The sequence below is a fragment of the Shewanella vesiculosa genome (genome assembly GCF_009994065.1).
GTDB classification, from domain to species: Bacteria; Pseudomonadota; Gammaproteobacteria; order Enterobacterales; family Shewanellaceae; genus Shewanella; species Shewanella vesiculosa.
Genome location: NZ_JAACSD010000006.1, coordinates 150,758 through 168,496 on the forward strand (window position 1 = coordinate 150,758; position 17,739 = coordinate 168,496).

Annotated in this window: 14 protein-coding genes; 7 read left to right on the forward strand and 7 right to left on the reverse strand. The window is 41.3% G+C overall.

Annotated elements, in window-relative coordinates; translation table 11 throughout:
* Nucleotides 1–33: 33 nt before the first annotated feature.
* The 3 genes from GW828_RS06655 to GW828_RS06665 all read right to left on the reverse strand — a co-directional run bounded on the left by GW828_RS06655 (nucleotide 34) and on the right by GW828_RS06665 (nucleotide 2,885).
* Complete coding sequence (locus tag GW828_RS06655; RefSeq protein WP_124017358.1) at nucleotides 34–666, reverse strand: response regulator transcription factor; 633 nt, start codon at nucleotides 664–666, stop codon at nucleotides 34–36.
* A 356-nt stretch (nucleotides 667–1,022) separates the two neighbouring features.
* Nucleotides 1,023–1,904 carry a 23S rRNA pseudouridine(2604) synthase RluF gene (gene rluF, locus GW828_RS06660; protein ID WP_124017359.1) on the reverse strand — a complete coding sequence of 294 codons (882 nt, stop codon included), beginning with the start codon at nucleotides 1,902–1,904 and terminating at the stop codon, nucleotides 1,023–1,025.
* Nucleotides 1,905–2,036: 132 nt separating this feature from the next.
* Nucleotides 2,037–2,885, reverse strand: a complete 849-nt coding sequence (locus GW828_RS06665) for a DUF72 domain-containing protein (RefSeq protein WP_273058300.1) — start codon at nucleotides 2,883–2,885, stop codon at nucleotides 2,037–2,039.
* Nucleotides 2,886–3,152: 267 nt separating this feature from the next.
* Between GW828_RS06665 and GW828_RS06670 the strand changes: the two genes are divergently transcribed.
* Nucleotides 3,153–6,200, forward strand: a complete 3,048-nt coding sequence (locus GW828_RS06670) for a transglycosylase domain-containing protein (protein WP_273058299.1) — start codon at nucleotides 3,153–3,155, stop codon at nucleotides 6,198–6,200.
* Between the two features lie 80 nt (nucleotides 6,201–6,280).
* Here GW828_RS06670 and GW828_RS06675 read toward each other — a convergent pair whose 3' ends face one another.
* Entirely contained in the window at nucleotides 6,281–6,721 is a 441-nt protein-coding gene (locus tag GW828_RS06675; RefSeq protein ID WP_273058297.1) for a DUF3429 domain-containing protein, read from the reverse strand.
* A 313-nt stretch (nucleotides 6,722–7,034) separates the two neighbouring features.
* On the opposite strand from GW828_RS06675, the gene GW828_RS06680 reads away from it, so the two are divergent.
* From GW828_RS06680 to GW828_RS06705, 6 genes are all read left to right on the forward strand, one after another.
* Entirely contained in the window at nucleotides 7,035–7,520 is a 486-nt protein-coding gene (locus GW828_RS06680) for a GNAT family N-acetyltransferase (protein ID WP_182723418.1), read from the forward strand.
* Nucleotides 7,521–7,985: 465 nt separating this feature from the next.
* On the forward strand, nucleotides 7,986–9,242 hold the full coding sequence (locus GW828_RS06685) for a DEAD/DEAH box helicase (protein WP_182742787.1): 1,257 nt from the start codon (nucleotides 7,986–7,988) through the stop codon (nucleotides 9,240–9,242).
* A 227-nt stretch (nucleotides 9,243–9,469) separates the two neighbouring features.
* The gene (locus tag GW828_RS06690; protein WP_124017365.1) at nucleotides 9,470–11,539 is read left to right on the forward strand and encodes a PhoX family protein; all 2,070 of its coding nucleotides are present in this window, start codon (nucleotides 9,470–9,472) and stop codon (nucleotides 11,537–11,539) included.
* Nucleotides 11,540–11,725: 186 nt separating this feature from the next.
* On the forward strand, nucleotides 11,726–12,112 hold the full coding sequence (gene gloA2 / locus GW828_RS06695) for an SMU1112c/YaeR family gloxylase I-like metalloprotein (protein ID WP_273058294.1): 387 nt from the start codon (nucleotides 11,726–11,728) through the stop codon (nucleotides 12,110–12,112).
* 221 nt (nucleotides 12,113–12,333) lie between these two features.
* Nucleotides 12,334–14,655 (forward strand): TonB-dependent receptor, encoded by a 2,322-nt coding sequence (locus GW828_RS06700; RefSeq protein WP_182723420.1) that lies wholly within the window; start codon nucleotides 12,334–12,336, stop codon nucleotides 14,653–14,655.
* Between the two features lie 14 nt (nucleotides 14,656–14,669).
* Entirely contained in the window at nucleotides 14,670–15,350 is a 681-nt protein-coding gene (locus tag GW828_RS06705) for a Fe2+-dependent dioxygenase (protein ID WP_273058291.1), read from the forward strand.
* 252 nt (nucleotides 15,351–15,602) lie between these two features.
* On the opposite strand, the gene nrfD is transcribed toward GW828_RS06705, so the two are convergent.
* From nrfD to GW828_RS06720, 3 genes are read right to left on the reverse strand one after another with little or no spacing between them, the layout of a single operon-like run.
* Nucleotides 15,603–16,544, reverse strand: coding sequence for an NrfD/PsrC family molybdoenzyme membrane anchor subunit (gene nrfD / locus GW828_RS06710; RefSeq protein WP_182698616.1), 942 nt, complete (start codon nucleotides 16,542–16,544; stop codon nucleotides 15,603–15,605).
* Entirely contained in the window at nucleotides 16,541–17,227 is a 687-nt protein-coding gene (locus tag GW828_RS06715) for a 4Fe-4S dicluster domain-containing protein (RefSeq protein ID WP_182723422.1), read from the reverse strand. The genes nrfD and GW828_RS06715 overlap by 4 nt, the downstream gene beginning before the upstream one ends.
* A 2-nt stretch (nucleotides 17,228–17,229) precedes the next feature.
* Entirely contained in the window at nucleotides 17,230–17,694 is a 465-nt protein-coding gene (locus GW828_RS06720; RefSeq protein WP_273058289.1) for a cytochrome c3 family protein, read from the reverse strand.
* Between the last annotated feature and the right edge of the window lie 45 nt (nucleotides 17,695–17,739).

Genomic DNA, 17,739 nt, shown 5'->3' on the forward strand with positions numbered 1-17,739 from the left:
TTTAAGTATTAACTGGAGTATTAAATAGGGGAATCAGCCAGCAGCGAAGGCAAATAATTGGCCGCGGTTTTTAATCTTGGTCTTTTTATAAATATTTTGGACGTGCATTTTGACTGTGTTAACCGAAATGTTGAGCTCTTTGGCCATTTCTTCGTTGGTTAATCCATGCAGTATGAGTGACAAGACTTGTTGTTCTTTTTTGGTGGTGACCGCAAGTATTTTGGCGCGATTACCTGATGATGGAATACGCTTTCTTTGCAAGATATATTTGGATACCGCTTTGGGGTGGAAGCTGATTTCTCCATCTTGTACTTTTTTGATACTTTGTATTTGGTGGGCTATATCGTCATCGACACTGATTGCACCATGAAATCCTGATGAAATAAGAATGACTTCTAATTCCGCATTTAATGCAGGACAAAATGCGATATGCAAATCATTTTTAAATAATTCGACGCATAAATAGCCAATATCTTGTAATGGATTTTCAAGATAATGAACCATAATATTGGTGTCATTTTCCAGACTAGACGCGTTGGATAATTCTGATAATGCATCACTAGCACTAGTCGGAATTAAGTTAAATTGGATCAGGTTCGCAAGGTGCTGAAATTGCCCATGAAGAAGGACAGGGAAATCTACAATTAGAAGGTTATTGTTGAACATGTCACATTCCTTGTTTAAAAACACAGCGTCCTGTTGCTGTCATCTATCAGTCTTTATCGTAATAAAGCGGGTAAAATTCTAGCATATCTAACATAAATAAAAAAACCATTCTGTATTAATTTTGATCAACATTATGCATATCAAATGTTTATCTCTATAAATACATAATCAAACACTAAGTGCTTATATTAATTGTTTTTTATATAAAACTGGCTTTTTTAAATTTGGTACAATCTCAATTCTACAGCATTACAACCTCTTTGAATACTGTAAAATGATTAATTTACAGACTGAAGATATCTTAAGTGATATGTCATTTATGCTGTAGTAAATGTGAGTTTTGCAAGCCCTTGAGTTTAGCGTTTCGGTTTTCTTGAGTGGCTAACTTTACCTTTGTTTGCTGTCGGCTTTTTAGGCTTAGCTCCTCTATTTTGCATAAAATGCTCAGGGCCTTCAATTTTATCTCGTAAGCTTTGGGTGGGCTTTTTCTTGGCTTTTTTGGGGGCGTTTTTGACCTCTGACGAGGAATGCTCAATTAATTTCATTAAGGTACTGAGCTCTTGCTCATCTAAATCGCGCCATTCTCCCACTGGCAACCCTTTAAGCGACACGTTCATAATCGATTGGCGTTCAAGTTTAGTGACTTCAAAGTTGAAGTGTTCACACATCCTGCGGATCTGACGATTAAGGCCTTGGACTAATATAATTTTAAATACAAATGTTGAAACTTGTTCAACTTTGCACTTTTTAGTGATGACCCCTAGCATGGGCACACCCGCTCGCATTCCTTGTAAGAAGGCTTCTGTGATAGGTTTATTAACGGTGACCACATATTCTTTGTCGTGATTATTACCGGCTCGGAGGATTTTATTAACTAAATCACCATTGCTGGTAAGAAAAATTAATCCTTGCGAATCTTTGTCTAAACGACCAATTGGAAATACACGTTCGCTGTGGTTAACAAAATCGACAATGTTATCACGCTCGGAGTTTTCAGTAGTGCTCACAATACCCACAGGTTTGTTGAGTGCAATAAACACTAAGTCCGCTTCATCTCGAGGGGCGATATCATGGCCATTCACTTTTACTTTATCGCCGAATTCGACACCGTCACCAATTTTGGCACGCTTACCATTGATAAATACATTACCTTGTTCAATATAGCGGTCTGCTTCACGACGTGAGCAAATACCACTCTCACTAATGTACTTATTTAGACGGGTTGCAGATTCACTCATAGTGGTTCCTTTAACAATATAAACGGGCGGTATGGCTAAGCTAGATCGGCGCAAATAATATCATAAAATACAGTATTCTGTTCACCGCTATTTGTGGCTTAGTATGCTGTTGGTGTTGGATAAAAGTGAATGTTACAAATCAAAGCCCATTTGCGTTGTGCTGTGCTGATGTTGCGGTAATAAATTAATATCTGGCAGCGGCGATGCACTGTGTGTTAGCTGCTGTTGGAGTAAGCGGTATAAATCTACCGCAAGTTGCGGTGCCGCATGATTATCTGGAGTGTGGACAAATAAATAAGGCTGCTTACCTTGAGCTATCCAAAGTGGTAACTGTTTAAGCCAGTTTTGAAAAAAATGTACGTTGGCTTCATCTTGTGGGTGACCAATAAAGCGCACCACTGGATTGTTGGCGGTAGCAATAGCGTGTACAGGTACTCGGGGCTTTTTTTTATGGGCATCAATGACGGCAGGTGTAGTTGGTGCGGCGGCAAAAACCGGCCGAGTGTCCATAATAATTCGATTACAATTTTGGGTGATAAGCAAACGGTTTAATGCTTGTTCCGCTTCTCCTTTGGCAAAAAAAGCACTGTTACGTACCTCTACGCCATAAGTTAACCCTTGAGGAACTTGAGTTAAAAATTGTGCTAATTGCGGTAACGATTGCGGCCCAAAGCTGGCGGGAAGTTGGATTTTCCATATCCCAGTGCGAGTAATCAGAGGTTCCATGACGTTGAAAAAATGTTTCAAGGCAGGACCTGTATGTTGTAGCTGTAATTCGTGCGTAATCTGCTTGGGCAGTTTAAAGGTAAAACTAAAATTGTCATGGGTTGCTGCGTACCAATTTTGCACGTTTTGTAACGATGGTATGGCATAAAAAGTGGTGTTGCCTTCGACACTATTAAATATTTCTGCATAGCGTGCTAGCCGGTGAGCTTGGCTATTACCGTAGATAGTTTGTTGCCACTGATTTTGTGACCACATGGCCAAACCTAGTCGCAATGGTGGATACTGTGTGTGCGATATGTCGTTATCCAAAACAATCCTTAGACTTGATAAATGCTTCTTGTGCCAAAACAGCGATATTGTGGTAATAAACGTTTAAAAAACAATATTTAGTTATTTTGTCTATATCTAATGGCTTTACCCATCTGATAAAATTAACACAATATACATCCGCGATGTGTTTAACATATCAACGACAAATAAAATGGTGCGTTATTGTGATCTTATGCGTTAGATGGAGAGTTCGTGTCTAGTCCAAATACAGACAGTCAGTTTGACAATTATCGGCCTAAAACGTCTCCCGCCAAACCGCTACCGGTTCGTCGCAGTAAAGCGGGGTGGCTGTTGATAGTGTTATTATTAGCAACCGCGTATTTGGTCGAGTTTGAGGTAAGAACATCGTATTATCAATCTTATTTTTTGCACCAATATGCCAGTAAGTTAACCTACAAAACCCGAGATTATCGCAGTGATGCGGTCATCTATCCGCAATATGGTCCGTTTGATGAGCGCCATGGTTACAGTCAATTACCGAAGAAAATTGCTCGATTAATTGAGCGCAATTACCAAATTACTCAGCAAGTCGCGTTTTCGCCGATGTTGATGGATTATACCCAAAAAGGTTTTTTCCCGCCGTATCATGAAAAAGCCCAATCAGGGTTAAGTATAAAAGATTGTCGTGACATGACGGTATTCGACTTCTTGTACCCTAAACGTGTTTATCGAGATCAAGATAAAATTCCAGATCAAGTGGTTAACACTTTGTTGTTTATTGAAAATCGAGAAATGTTAAGCCCTGAAGCTAACTATAATCCTGTCGTTGATTGGCCTCGATTTGTGTTGGCTGCAGCAAGCCAGGTTGCGGATATTTTTGGTGCGGATATGTCTAAAGCTGGTGGTAGTACCTTAGCCACCCAAATTGAAAAATTTAGGCATTCAAATCATGGTTTAACCTTAAGTATTAAAGACAAATTATTGCAAATTGGTTCGGCCATTGTACGAGTGTATCAGCAAGGCGAGAGCACCGTTGGCGCTCGGCATCGCATAGTACAAGATTATCTCAACACAGTACCGTTATCATCGGCTCCCGGTTTTGGTGAAGTCCATGGTATTGGGGATGGTTTATGGGCTTGGTTTAAAACTGATTTTAATCAGGCCAACCAATTACTATTGAGCCGTCATACACCACAAAATGGTGCTCAGCGTGGCGAGGTGTTTCGTCAAATTGTGGCACTGATGATCGCCCAACGTCGGCCATCATATTACTTACGCCAAGGTCATGATGATTTAGAGTCGCTTGTAGACAGTTATTTGCGTTTATTGGGTGGCGATGGCTTGATTGAAACGCAATTGATGGTGTCTGCTCTTGAGCAAAAACTAACATTTAATAATAGTAAGTTGGCAGTCACTAACTTGCCTAGCAATAAAGGGGTTAATGCAGTAAGAATCCGCACCGCGGGCATGCTCGACTTAAGTTTGTTTGATCTTGATCGCTACGACTTATCGATTAAGAGTACATTTCATGGCGACTTACAGCAGCAAGTTAGTGATTACTTACGCAGCTTAGCTTTTGAGCCAAATGCACAGCGCATAGGATTATTGGGAGAACGTCTACTGTCGGTACCGCAGTTAGACAAAGTGCTCTACAGTTTTACTTTATATGAAAGCACCGATAGTGCTAATCGCGTCCGCATTCAAACCGACAGCATTGATCAGCCGTTTGATATTAATGAGGGCAGTAAATTAGAGTTAGGTTCGACAGCGAAACTGCGAGTACTAGCCACATATTTAGATATTATTGCAGAGTTACAACAGCGATTTTCAGCCATGACAGTGGTTGATTTACGCCAAGTGGATGTGGAGCGCAAAGACAAAATTACTCGTTGGGTGGTCGATTATTTAATTACCACCCGTGACCGTAATTTAACCCGAATGTTAGATGCCGCTCTTCAGCGCGAATATTCGGCCTCACCAGAAGAACGATTCTTCACTGGCGGCGGTTTGCATGTATTTAACAATTTTAATAAGAAAGAAGACAGCCGCGTACCAACCTTATATCAAGCGTTACAAGAGTCGATAAACTTACCCTTTGTGCGCTTAATGCAAGATATTGTTAATTACAGCAGTAGTTATAACAGTGAAGGCAGTGTGTCACAGTTACTGCGTAATGATAAAGATCCTCGTCGAGAAGAATACCTCAAAGCATTTGCTAAACGGGAAGGCAGTTCGTTTGTAAAACGTTTTTATCGTAAGTATCGTCACTTAACGCCAGAACAGCGTCTTGATATGTTTTTTGATGGTATTCAGCAACAGGAACAAAAGCTAACAGCCGTTTATCGTTATTTAAAACCCTATGACGGGGTCCGTGAGTTAACAGCCTTTTTAACTGAGCGTTTACCGAGCAAAACGTTTACCGATAAACAAATTAATCTGTTATACAGCAAGTACGGCGAAGAAAAGTTTAATCTGGCAGATCAAGGTTATATTGCTCGGGTTCATCCATTGGAGCTGTGGGTGTTACGTTATTTAAATGACTACCCACAAACCGAATTGACCCAAGTATTAGATGACGCGCAGCCACAATTACAAGAAGTGTATCGTTGGTTGTTTAGAACTCGTCATCAAAATGCACGTGATGTTCGAATTCAAGTGATGCTAGAAGTCGAAGCATTTTTAAGTATTCATCAGCGCTGGGTGAGAATGGGTTATCCATTTGATTATATGGTGCCATCATTAGGCTCGGCTTTAGGGAGCTCCGGTGATAGGCCTGCAGCCTTGGCGGAGCTAATGGGTATTATTCAAAATGACGGCTATCGTTATCCCACGGTGAGAATTGACCAATTACAGTTTGCAGAAAATACGCCCTATGAAGTGACATTGGCTAATAACAAGCAAACAGTATCCAGAGTGATGCATCAAGAAGTTGCTCGGGCCCTTAAACGGGCGTTGGCTAATGTGGTTGAAAATGGAACTGCCAGAAGGCTTAAAGGCAGCTTGCTTGATAACAACGGCCAACCTGTAGTTATGGGCGGTAAAACCGGGACAGGTGATAACCGTATTGCGACTGAAATTCGTAATGGTCGTAAAGTGTCTTCAACGGCAATAAACCGTACTGCGACATTTGTGTTTTATTTGGGCGATCATCATTTCGGAACTCTAACGGCGTTTGTGCCAGGAGAGAAGGCCGACGATTTCAGCTTTACTTCCGCACTGCCATTACAAGTGCTTAAAGGTATGATGCCTATTTTAGCGCCAATGATAAATCAAACTGAGCAGTGTCAAACTGGCTTATAGTGGGTTTATTAGGTGTCTTTGAGTCAGCTAGAAAAAAGCTCATGCGATTAAGCATGAGCTTTTTAATTAATTCAATGGCATTAAACACTAAAGAGGCTCAGCATCACCACAATATGACATACTACCGCGACACTGGTTAATATTGTGCGTAATGTGATATAGCTGGTGGTCGTTGATAATTGTTTAGCTTTAAATTCAACATAGAGTATGTACAGATAACCACTGACGAGCAGAATAAGTGCGGACAATACAAAGGGGGTTAATAGTGCAATCCAGCATCCAAGAGCGATTATGTTACTAATAATCAGTAATTTGGCTATATTGTCATCTAAGGTTAATATGACTGCCTTGCCCCAAAGTGTACCGGCAACAAAGCTTAAAATTACAGCACTATAGCTAACAAACCCTAACATAGTCATTTCGGGTGCTAATAGGCTATGATTGAATGCCAATACACTGAGAATAATAAAAGGTAATAGGCCTGCAAAGCCTAACCATTGCCATGTTTTAATGCTGTTCATCCTGTGTTCCTTAAATGCATGTTGATACGACAACTCATCGTCATAGTGCGTCGATGAATAAACATAACCTCAGCGCTGGATAATAAACGGTTATCAAATTACCCTTTGAGCCACTATCTACCCTGTATCGACTTATAATAGGCAAGTTATTGATGTGTCAATATGCCTTGTTAGTGCAATACGCGGCCAGTTTGTTATTACAAACTTGAAATAAAACCGTTTTTTAACGATTTATCCCATCTCTTATGCAGAGTTGAGGTTATCTATAATATAAATGATCTTGGTGACACAACATAGAAAAGGCGAACCCGAAATGAATATTTCTCTTCATCCTATTACTGAAGCAGATTTAGATATATTGTTTGAATTTGAGAACGACCCTATTGCGAATAAAATGGCTGATTTTCCAGCACGTAAACGCAAGGCTTTTAATGCACATTGGCAGCAAAAAATATTGGCCAATGAGAAAGCCACAGCCCAAGGTATTTGGCTAGATGATGTGCTAGTGGGTAATGTTCTATCATGGATTAATACCGACCCGGCAGCAAAATCTGATCCTCAAATGCGTTTAGTTGGCTATTGGATTGGCCGTGAATATTGGGGCCAAGGTATTGCTACCAAAGCGTTAGAAATGTTTTTAAAGCAATTTATATCGACTCCTGTATTTGCTTACATCGATAAGCAAAACCAAGCGTCACTAGCACTAGCGTATTCAAATGGATTTTTCGACGTCACCGCCCAATATCCCAAGCTAATTAGCAAAGATAATTTACGTTTATTTAGGCGTGGTAATGTGTAATATGCTAGCAGTTTAATACTTACCACCTGATCCACCGCTTCAACTGCCACTTATTAGCGTGCTTTTTGGCAGTATTTTCAGCCTGAGATGTTTTAGTCTCTGTTGCATCAGTGTCATTGATTTTAGATGCTACATTGTTAACCAGTTCAGTTTGCTTGGCAGGTTTGAAAATACCGCTCATTAGCAAGATGTTGTGACACCGTTTCGGAAGCTCATGGCAACATTTAGTGAAAACCTCGTTGTAATGAATAAAGCTGCTGATTATTTTAATGTCTTCAGCTGTATATGTCAGATTCATTTCACTCAGTATTTTCTGTCACAATAGGTTCATCGTACTGAAGATGTGTTAAGCATCGTATCAAACGGCTAGTTTCATTAACCACAATCCATATAATCAAAACATAGAGCCTTTGTTTTCACCAGAATGAGCGTGATAAACTGCGCATCCACCTGTTTGGAGTTTTTATGTCTTTTGCAGATTTGTCGCTACATCCCATCTTGATCGATCGTTTAGTTGAGCTTAATTATCAGCAGCCTACACCGATCCAGTTACGTGCTATTCCGATTATTTTAAGCGGTAAAGATGTGATGGCGGGGGCACAAACTGGCACGGGAAAAACGGCCGCTTTTGCTTTGCCTTTACTGCACCACATTTTAAGCAAGCGCACAGTACCAACAACACCAGAAACCCCCAATACAAAGGCCGTCATTAGCTGTTTAGTATTAGTACCAACGCGTGAACTGGCCCAACAGGTTCAGTCGAGTATCGAGCAATATGCTAAAGGCAGTGATATTGGCTGTGTGATGGTTTATGGCGGGGTGAGTATTGGTGCGCAAATACAACAGTTAGCCGCAGGTACTGATATTTTAGTGGCAACACCAGGGCGTTTATTGGACTTATTACGTAAGCGCGCATTGTCGTTGTCGCAGTTAACTCATTTAGTATTTGATGAAGCTGATCGCATGTTGGACATGGGTTTTAAAGATGAAATAGTCGAAGTACTTAAGCGTTTACCAAGTGCCCGGCAAACTCTGTTGTTTTCAGCCACGTTAGATGACCGTATGCTCAGTTTTAGTCGCCGTTTATTACGATCGCCACAAGTGATTGAAGTGGCCCAACGCAATGTTACAGCCAGCAGTATTGTTGAGCGGGTATTTAATGTTGATGCCAAACGAAAGTGCGCCATCTTGTGTCATTTAATTGCCCAAGAAGGTTGGCAACAAAGTTTAATATTTTGTCGCACCAAACAAGGCGCCGACACACTGGTAAAGCAAATGAAACAAGCGGGAGTTGCAGCAGAAGCATTTCACGCAGACTTATCACAAGCAGTGCGCGAGCAAGTATTGGCCGCCTTTAAAGCCGGCGATGTCACCGCATTAGTTGCCACTGATGTTGCGGCCAGAGGACTCGATATTAACGAATTAAATTATGTAGTTAATATGGAATTGCCGTTTCAAGTTGAAGATTATGTCCACCGTATCGGCCGAACAGGCAGGGCCGGTAAGCCAGGGCAAGCCATTACTTTACTCAGTGTTGATGACGAACCGTTATTGATCAAACTTGAAGTTTTTTTAGATCGACGTTTACCACAACAATGGTTGGCGGGATTTGAGCCTGATCTTGATGTGATCGCTCCGCTAACCCGTAAAACCACTAAGTCTTCATTAAAACAACAAGCGCGTAAAAAGGCGTTGGCAGCATCTCACGGTAAAAAGCGTTAAAAATCTATTTTATTCGCTGAATCGTGATGTGTTATTTAGCCGCCTATTTAATATTAAAATGAGTATCTGAAAATCATCACATTTGGCGGTGTGGTGATTGTCTTTTTATTGCCACATTTTTGTCATCCAGTTTGTACCTTGTTGTCACATTAGACGCTTATCTTAACTGACAAATAATTATACCTACATTTAATCAGTTATTTTCAGAGCATATCTAAGGACTATTTATGAGCAAGGCGACATTTGATCCAACTCGTTTTAACAACAGCAAAAATACACCTTTCAATGAAGTGATGGAAAATCATTTATCGCGTCGTAATTTTGTTAAGCGTGGTTTAGGCCTTAGTGCGATGACTGCGTTTGGTGGGTTCGGGTTAAGTGCTTGTGGTTCTGATAATAATTCTGCAGCAGAAACGCCAACAACGCCTACCGCACCAGTTACGCCAACTCCACCGCTTAAAAGCTCAGCAGTATTAGGTTTTGAGTCTATTGCGGGTTCTAAAACTGATGCAGTAGCAATTCCTGCAGGGTATTCAGCTTATGTATTAGCACCTTGGGGAACGCCGTTAAATACCAAAGCAGCAGCCTGGAAAGCCGATGGCAGTAATACCGCAGTAGATCAAGAAAACTCAGTCGGGATGCACCATGATGGCATGCATTTCTTTCCGCTTAACGATGCCGCAGATGATGGTTTATTGTGTATCAACCACGAATACATAGATGAAGATGCTCTGCATCCAAATGGTCCGACGTATAGCACTGATGGCAAGCGCACAGTAATTGATGAAATACGTAAAGAAATCAATGCTCATGGTGTTTCTGTTGTACGAATTAAATTAGTTAGTGGTATTTGGCAAGTGGTTGAAAATGACCGCCACAACCGCCGTTTTACAGCTGCAACTGTGATGGATATAGCAGGGCCATTAGCGTACAGCTCATACCTTGAAACCCGCTATTCACCAGATGGTAGCCAAACGCGCGGTACGTTAAATAACTGTGGTAATGGTTATACGCCTTGGGGAACTTACTTAACGTGTGAAGAAAACTGGCCTGGTTACTTTGTTAATAATGGCACCTTAACGGAAGATCAAACCCGCATTGGTATTTCAACATCTGATACTCGTTATGGTTGGACCCATTTAGCTGGTGATGACGAGGAACGTTTAGATGAATTTTCTCGTTTTGATATAACGCCAACAGGTTCAAGTGCCACAAACGATTATCGTAACGAAGCCAATGGTTATGGTTATATAGTTGAAATTGATCCATACAATCCCAATTCTCGTGCGATTAAACGCACTGCATTAGGTCGCTTCCGCCATGAAGGTTGTGTGTTTGGTAAGCTTGAAGAAGGCAAACCAATCTCATTTTATTCAGGCCACGATTCACGTTTTGAATATTTGTATAAGTTTGTTTCTGATGCTCCATGGGATCCTGCAGATGCAAATAGCACTAATCGCCTAACTGTAGGCGACAAATACATGAATGCTGGGACTTTATATGCAGCTAAGTTCAGTGAAGATGGCATCGGTGAATGGTTACCATTGACATTAGATGGCATGACGACTGACGGCAAAACTCTTGCAGACAGCTTTGATTCACTCGAAGCCATTATCATCAATACAGCTGGCGCAGCTGACTTAGTGGGCGCAACACCAATGGATCGTCCAGAGTGGACAACCGTAGATCCATTTACTGGTACTGTATATTTAACCTTAACGAACAACAGTAAACGTACCGACAGCACCAACCCTGCTAACCCACGATTAAATAACAACTTTGGTCATATTATCCGTTGGGATGATGGTGAGACTGCAACAGAGTTTACTTGGGATATCTTTGTGTTTGGTTCACCAGCTGATGGTGATGCCGAGACCAACTTATCTGGCTTAACGGATTTAAACCAGTTTGCTAGCCCAGATGGTTTATCGTTCGACCAGCGCGGTATTTTGTGGGTACAAACTGATAATGGAGCCTCGGAAGTCACCGAAGAAACCAACGATCAAATGTTGGCAATTGTTCCATCAAGCATGCTTGATGCCGATGGTAAACAACAAGTGTTGACCGCAGACAACCAAACTCAGCTTAAGCGTTTCTTTGTTGGTCCTAACGGCTGTGAGGTTACTGGTTTTGCGATTACGCCAGATTATAAAACGGTATTTGCTAATATTCAGCATCCTGGCAACTGGCCATATTCAGACAAAGCTGACGAGATAACACCTGCAGGGATTACAGTACGTCCACGTGCGGCAACTGTGATGATCCGTAAAAACGATGGTGGTGAAGTGGGTATCTAGTCTGAGTGATTATCGTTAAAGATAATCGATTAGATTTAGACTGATTTCTGACGACTTTTCAAGTAGATAAAAATCCTGATAGACTTATGCTATCAGGATTTTTTTTACCTTTATACTATCGATAATTCATTTTATTAAGTGTTTAGTTTAAAAGGTTTTTTAAAGAATAGGTTTATAAGGACAACCATGCTGAATGGAATTCATCACGTCGCGATTATTTGTGCCGATTACCCACGCTCAAAAGCGTTTTACAGCCAAATATTAGGCTTAAAAGTTATTGCGGAACATTATCGCCAAGCACGTGATTCTTACAAACTCGATTTAAGTTTGCCCGATGGCAGTCAAATTGAGTTGTTTTCATTTAATGGCGCACCGCCAAGACCCAGTTATCCAGAGGCTCAAGGTTTGCGCCATTTAGCGTTCAAAGTTGATGACATCGATGTTGTAGTTACTCATTTGCAACAGAATAATATTTCGGTTGAGCCTGTACGTATTGACGAATATACCGGCAAAAAATATACCTTTTTTAGCGATCCAGATGGACTTCCGTTAGAGCTTTATCAAGTCAGTTAACTTATTTCGACCAGGCCGCTCTTTCTGAGCGGTATTCAAACGGTTACTAATAACGCCTACCTGTGTGTTTATTTCTATATTTTGTTAATTAAATTGCACTCCGCACGAATCTTTACATAAATGATAATGATTTGTATTTGCGATCTTTGTTTCATTTATGTAAAGTGCAGCACATAAATGAAATTTAGTTAATGCTTATTAATAACAGGATGATTTTAAACATGAAGTCTAATAATTACAGTAAGTTATCATTAGGTGCTCAAGCGGTAGCAGCAGCATTAGTATTCAGTAGTCCAGCGCTATACGCTGCAGATACTAAAAATGAAACTTGCGATAAGGATATATTGGCGAAATGTAAACCAGCGCAAACGGACGAATCTATAGAGCGAATTCGTGTTCATGGCGTGCAAAACTCGGTTTACATGTTTAATAACTCTGCCGATAAACGTCGGATGGCTGCACTTGTCGATACGCCGCAAGTGATTACAGTGTTAACTCAAGATCAAATTCAAGAGTCAGGTAATACTGATTTAAAAGACATTTTGTCAGCCCAAGCCGGTGTGACCCTTGGTACCGGTGAAAACGGTAATGCGTTCGGTGATCGCTATATTATTCGTGGCCACGAAGCTCGTAGTGACGTGTTTGTTGATGGACTTCGCGATCCTGGCATGACCACTCGTGAAAGTTTTGCTACCGAGCGTGTTGAAATAACCAAAGGTCCTAGTTCAACATTTGCTGGCCGTGGTTCATCAGGCGGTGCCATTAACAGTGTGACTAAAAAAGCCTCAGTAGCTTACGATTTTGGCCGCGTCGATCTTGGTGTTGGCACTGACGATCATACTCGTTTAACGGTTGACTATAACTTACCGATATCTGAAAAAGTGGCAGTGCGACTTAACGGATTAACGGCTGAAGAAGACAAGCCCGGTCGCGAAGGTATTACGAGCGAACGTCAAGGTGTGCAGTTATCAGGTGTGTACGAAGCCACCGATGCATTGTCATTTACTGCCGACGGTTACTACCTAGACGCGAAAGATGTACCAGATTTAGGCAGTTATTTTGATCGTGAAACCCGTGAACCGATTAAAGATATTCCTGTGTACGCTCAAGATGGTGACTTTTTAAATTCAAAAGTATCCACGTTCACCTTACGTACCGAATATGAGTTAAATGACAGCATTACTTTGTACAATGCGACACGTGTTGGTCATACCGAAAACGGCTACATTACAACAGGTATGGGCGGCTCGACGCGTGCAGCTACCGATCCAACAGCACCTGGTGCTAGCACTCTAACGCTGAGTACTCATCAAGGTAATCAAGATGTTGATTATGTCAGTACTCAGTTCAATCTATTTTGGAATACCCAAGCACTTGGTTTTAATCACAAGTTAGTATTTGGCCTTGAATATACAGATGAAAATGTCGACAACGGCGTATATAGCATCACCAACAACAATCAGGGTAATTGTTTAACCAATGGTCGCGGTGGCGTATCAGAGTCATATTGTATTATTGATGCTAACGGAAATGCTGTCGATAATATTGGCCAATTAATGAATCGCAGCTATGTTGATGGTGGCTCAGATGCTGTATACGACATCGAAACCGTATCGGCATACGTAATGGATACGGTCGAATTAACCGATCAGCTAGCCTTGTTCTTTGGTTTTAGACAAGACAGCTTTGATTACAGTAACGACACAACGGGTCGTGGTGGCGAAGTGGATTATGCCTATTCAGATACCATGTACAACGGTAATATTGGCTTAGTTTATGACTTATCTGAAGATGCTAATATTTACGCTAATTACAGTACTGCTACAAACATCAATGGCGGGGAGTCTGACTTAGGGGCTAACTGTGGTTATGGTGGTATTTGTGGTACGCCAGATCAGGCAACTGAAGCTGACGCTGAATTGGTTGAAAACTTGGAGCTTGGTACCAAGTGGATGTTGTTCGACGACAAAATGATGTTTTCGGCATCGATTTTCCAAATCACGAAAAGTGATGTAATGGAAAGTGTTGGCGACAGCTACTCAACTTTGGGGACACTTAATACAGGTAAAAACCGCGTTAAAGGTATCGAGTTTGGTATGGTCGGCAATATTACTGACAAACTCAGCATACAATTCTCGGCAGCTAAAATGGATTCAGAAATTTTAGAGTCTTACAATCCAGCTAACATTGGTTTAGTACTGAGTAATTTTGCAGACGAAAGCGCTTATTTACAGCTGCGTTATGAGCTAACAGAGTCATTCGTATTTGGTGGTAGTTACACTTATCAAAGTGAAATGTATGGTGGACAACCAGACACTGCTGCAGGATATGATAGCGACAATAGCCGTTACAGCATTGTGGTACCTAACTATCAAGTAGTTGATTTATTTGCCAGTTACAATGCCTCCGAGGATTTAACTTTCCGTATAAACGTGGGCAACATACTCAATGAAGAATACTGGACTGCAGCTTATCGTTCGGGCTCATTTATGTACTTAGGTGATGCCCGTAATGCTAAATTATCGATGACATATGAGTTTTAATTAAAGGTGTTTGCATGATTGTTATTGAACAAATTCTCTCGAAACAGGACGTCAGCGCTTATCGTCAGCAATTGGCTGAATGTCCGTGGGGCGACGGTCGTAAAACCGCAATGGGGATGGCGGCGTCGGTTAAAAATAACAATCAAGCAGATGCACAACACGCTAATGTGCGCCAACTCGCTAATCAGCTACTGGCGCGTATTGGCGAAACGCCTAAAATTGTATCGGCGGCGTTACCGCACAAGATATTTCCGCCGTGCTTTAATCGTTATAGCAAAACCGAAGAGTATGGCTATCATGTTGATGCAGCCATTATGCGGATCCCTAATACCGCAGAAGTCATCCGCAGTGATGTATCAATGACGGTATTTTTGAGTGAACCCGAAGAGTATGACGGTGGTGAGTTAGTTATTGCCACCGAATTTGGCCAGCAACACATTAAATTACCGGCAGGATACGCTGTAGTATATCCGTCGAGTAGTTTGCATAAAGTGACTGCGGTAACTCGAGGGCAGCGGATTGCAGCTATTACATGGATGCAAAGTATGGTTGCCGATGTGACTTTACGTCAAACCTTGTATCAGCTCGATCAAAGCATTCAAAATTTGATTAAAGCTGAACATACCGATCGTGCTGAATTAGATAACTTGCATAATGTGTATCATAATTTAATTAGACAATTTACTCAGCTGTAATTGAAAATACTCATATCGGATCTAAGGGTTAGGGAGTATTGCGAGGCTTAAATGACTGAGCTTATATGACTGAGTTTGAACGACGCTGTTTTAATCACTCTGTTCTAATGATTGCTGATGTTCACTTGGTCGAAAATAGTTAGGCGGTAATGGCAAGTGATGAAATAGGTGTAACGCCAAGCGAGTTAGTCTCTATTAGATATACGGTGACAGTACGGTTGCTAATGCGTGCTATCACCGTTAAAAGTGCGACTAGTTTACTACCATTTGACCAGTGTAAAGGATGAAGTTACGCAACAATATAACCCCCAATAAGCTTAAGCATGCGGTTCCGGCAACATAGGCAAACTTGCGTTTTGAAGTGGCGGTCATAAATAAGTTCATCGCTAATGGGGCCGATAATCCTAATCCCATAATCCCAAACCAAAATATAAAGCCCCAAAAACCTACTCCGACAGCATTGAATGCCGCCACCTTGCTTTGGCCACCACTGAAGACTAAACCCAGGAAGAAGGTGAACATAAGTAGTATCTCGCCTAAAATCAGTGGGATCTCTATTTTATGAATGAAACGAACTTCTGCACCATTGGGGTTGCCTTTGAGTAACACACCACCTAATAACGTTGCCGCAGCACCTGAAGATAAGCCTGAAACCAAAAACAGCAAAGGTAACACGCCAGTATTCCACATAGGGAAGTGAGGTTGAGCGGATAATAAAAAGCCGGTATAGGCACCTAACGATACACAGAAGATAACCAGTAAGCCGGTTATACCTGCTTCATAATGCGCGATAATGCGTGTTAGCTTACAAACAATCGGAAAACGTTGTTCACAAAAATCATCAATGATTTTTCTGAATGTAATTACAATCCAGGCATACATAAACACTTGATAAAGCATTAATATAAGCACACCCATCGACATTACCGATGTAGGGTTGTAAAACACTAGGATCTTCCAAAAGTCCAAAGGTTTGGTTAAATCTAATACCAACACCCCCAAGCCTGCTACCACGGAAATTGCCGCAATAATACACGCAGCGATAATAAATCCAGACTGATGTGCTTTATCTTTTAGGCAAAAATGTTTCAATAAAACAGAGAAGAACATGGCGCCTGCGGATACCCCCGCTAAAAAGAGGTATATTGCAATGGGCCAGTGCCAAACCAAGGTATCAAAATGAAAAGCACTCATAATATAATCTCCCCTAGTTTCGCTTTAATGCGAAATATTTTAGGCCGGGTACCTAAACGTTGCTTAAAGCGCTCAGTCGGATTAGCCTTCAATAGTGCAACCAGTTCGGACTCGGGATCTTTAAGATTGCCAAACACTAATGCTTTTGTCGGACATATTTCTACACAGGCAGGTTGTTTACCCTGTTTGAGATTCGTTTCGCGGCAAAAATCACATTTGTCGGCAGCTTTAGTCACAGGATTAATAAAGCGTACTTCATAAGGGCAGGCTGCAATACAGTATTGGCAACCGACACATTTATCTGCATTGACTGCAACAATACCGGTTTCTTTATTAATAAAGGCGGCACCGGTGGGACAAACAGAAACGCAGGGTGCCTCTTCGCAATGTTCGCAAGAATGCCGAGAGAAGTGATAAAATTGATTTGGGTATTCTCCAAATGGTCCAGTTCTTTCAATGCTTAGTCGTGTAACGCCTTCGGGGACATGATTCACTTCTCGACATGCTTCAACACAGGCATTACAGCCAATGCATTTGGTTTCATCATGTAACAAAGCGTACTTTATGTTGTTTATATCGGCTTCCATTTCTGCATTGGCATTTTTGCCACTGAGTGGATATACCGACACGCCTGCAACCAATGCACAGGTGCTTTTAAGAAAATGCCTTCTTGAGTTTTCCATGATTACTTACCTCGCACCGAGTGACAATTTTGGCATTTATTGCTGCGTTCTGAGTCACTTAACCCCAACATCGGATCTAATTTAGGATGCAATTGATGACAAGATGTACAGCTGGTTTTTTGCGCATGTACGTTATGTGTCCATTCTGCGTCAGCTAACTTTGTTGGCGTATGACATTTAAGGCATACAGCATTTTTAGCAGTAACAGGGATGTCATTGTCCGAAGAAAACACCATCAAATCATTAGGCTTTCTAGGATGATTGCCTTTTTCACCATGGCAAGAGCTACAACTCATTTTTAATGAGTCATGGCTATGATATCCCTGCATTGCTCCATTTCGTTTATGGCATTTCATGCATGAATCATTGTTAATTTTGCCAGTAAGTTCATCGCTGAGAGCGCCTTGGCTAAGAAACAGTGATAGCAATCCTATGCCGAGTGGCAATAGCCATTTATTCACGGACATAATGAATCCTCGCGATCAGAATTTAAAAAGATAAAATATCGAGTG

Coding starts and splice junctions, on each gene's coding strand:
- GW828_RS06715 (WP_182723422.1), bottom strand. CDS start 17,227: ATGGAAAACTCAAGAAGGCATTTTCTTAAAAGCACCTGTGCATTGGTT.
- GW828_RS06700 (WP_182723420.1), top strand. CDS start 12,334: ATGAAGTCTAATAATTACAGTAAGTTATCATTAGGTGCTCAAGCGGTA.
- GW828_RS06675 (WP_273058297.1), bottom strand. CDS start 6,721: ATGAACAGCATTAAAACATGGCAATGGTTAGGCTTTGCAGGCCTATTA.
- GW828_RS06690 (WP_124017365.1), top strand. CDS start 9,470: ATGAGCAAGGCGACATTTGATCCAACTCGTTTTAACAACAGCAAAAAT.
- GW828_RS06720 (WP_273058289.1), bottom strand. CDS start 17,694: ATGTCCGTGAATAAATGGCTATTGCCACTCGGCATAGGATTGCTATCA.
- GW828_RS06680 (WP_182723418.1), top strand. CDS start 7,035: ATGAATATTTCTCTTCATCCTATTACTGAAGCAGATTTAGATATATTG.
- nrfD (WP_182698616.1), bottom strand. CDS start 16,544: ATGAGTGCTTTTCATTTTGATACCTTGGTTTGGCACTGGCCCATTGCA.
- GW828_RS06655 (WP_124017358.1), bottom strand. CDS start 666: ATGTTCAACAATAACCTTCTAATTGTAGATTTCCCTGTCCTTCTTCAT.
- gloA2 (WP_273058294.1), top strand. CDS start 11,726: ATGCTGAATGGAATTCATCACGTCGCGATTATTTGTGCCGATTACCCA.
- GW828_RS06705 (WP_273058291.1), top strand. CDS start 14,670: ATGATTGTTATTGAACAAATTCTCTCGAAACAGGACGTCAGCGCTTAT.
- GW828_RS06685 (WP_182742787.1), top strand. CDS start 7,986: ATGTCTTTTGCAGATTTGTCGCTACATCCCATCTTGATCGATCGTTTA.
- rluF (WP_124017359.1), bottom strand. CDS start 1,904: ATGAGTGAATCTGCAACCCGTCTAAATAAGTACATTAGTGAGAGTGGT.
- GW828_RS06665 (WP_273058300.1), bottom strand. CDS start 2,885: ATGTGGTCACAAAATCAGTGGCAACAAACTATCTACGGTAATAGCCAA.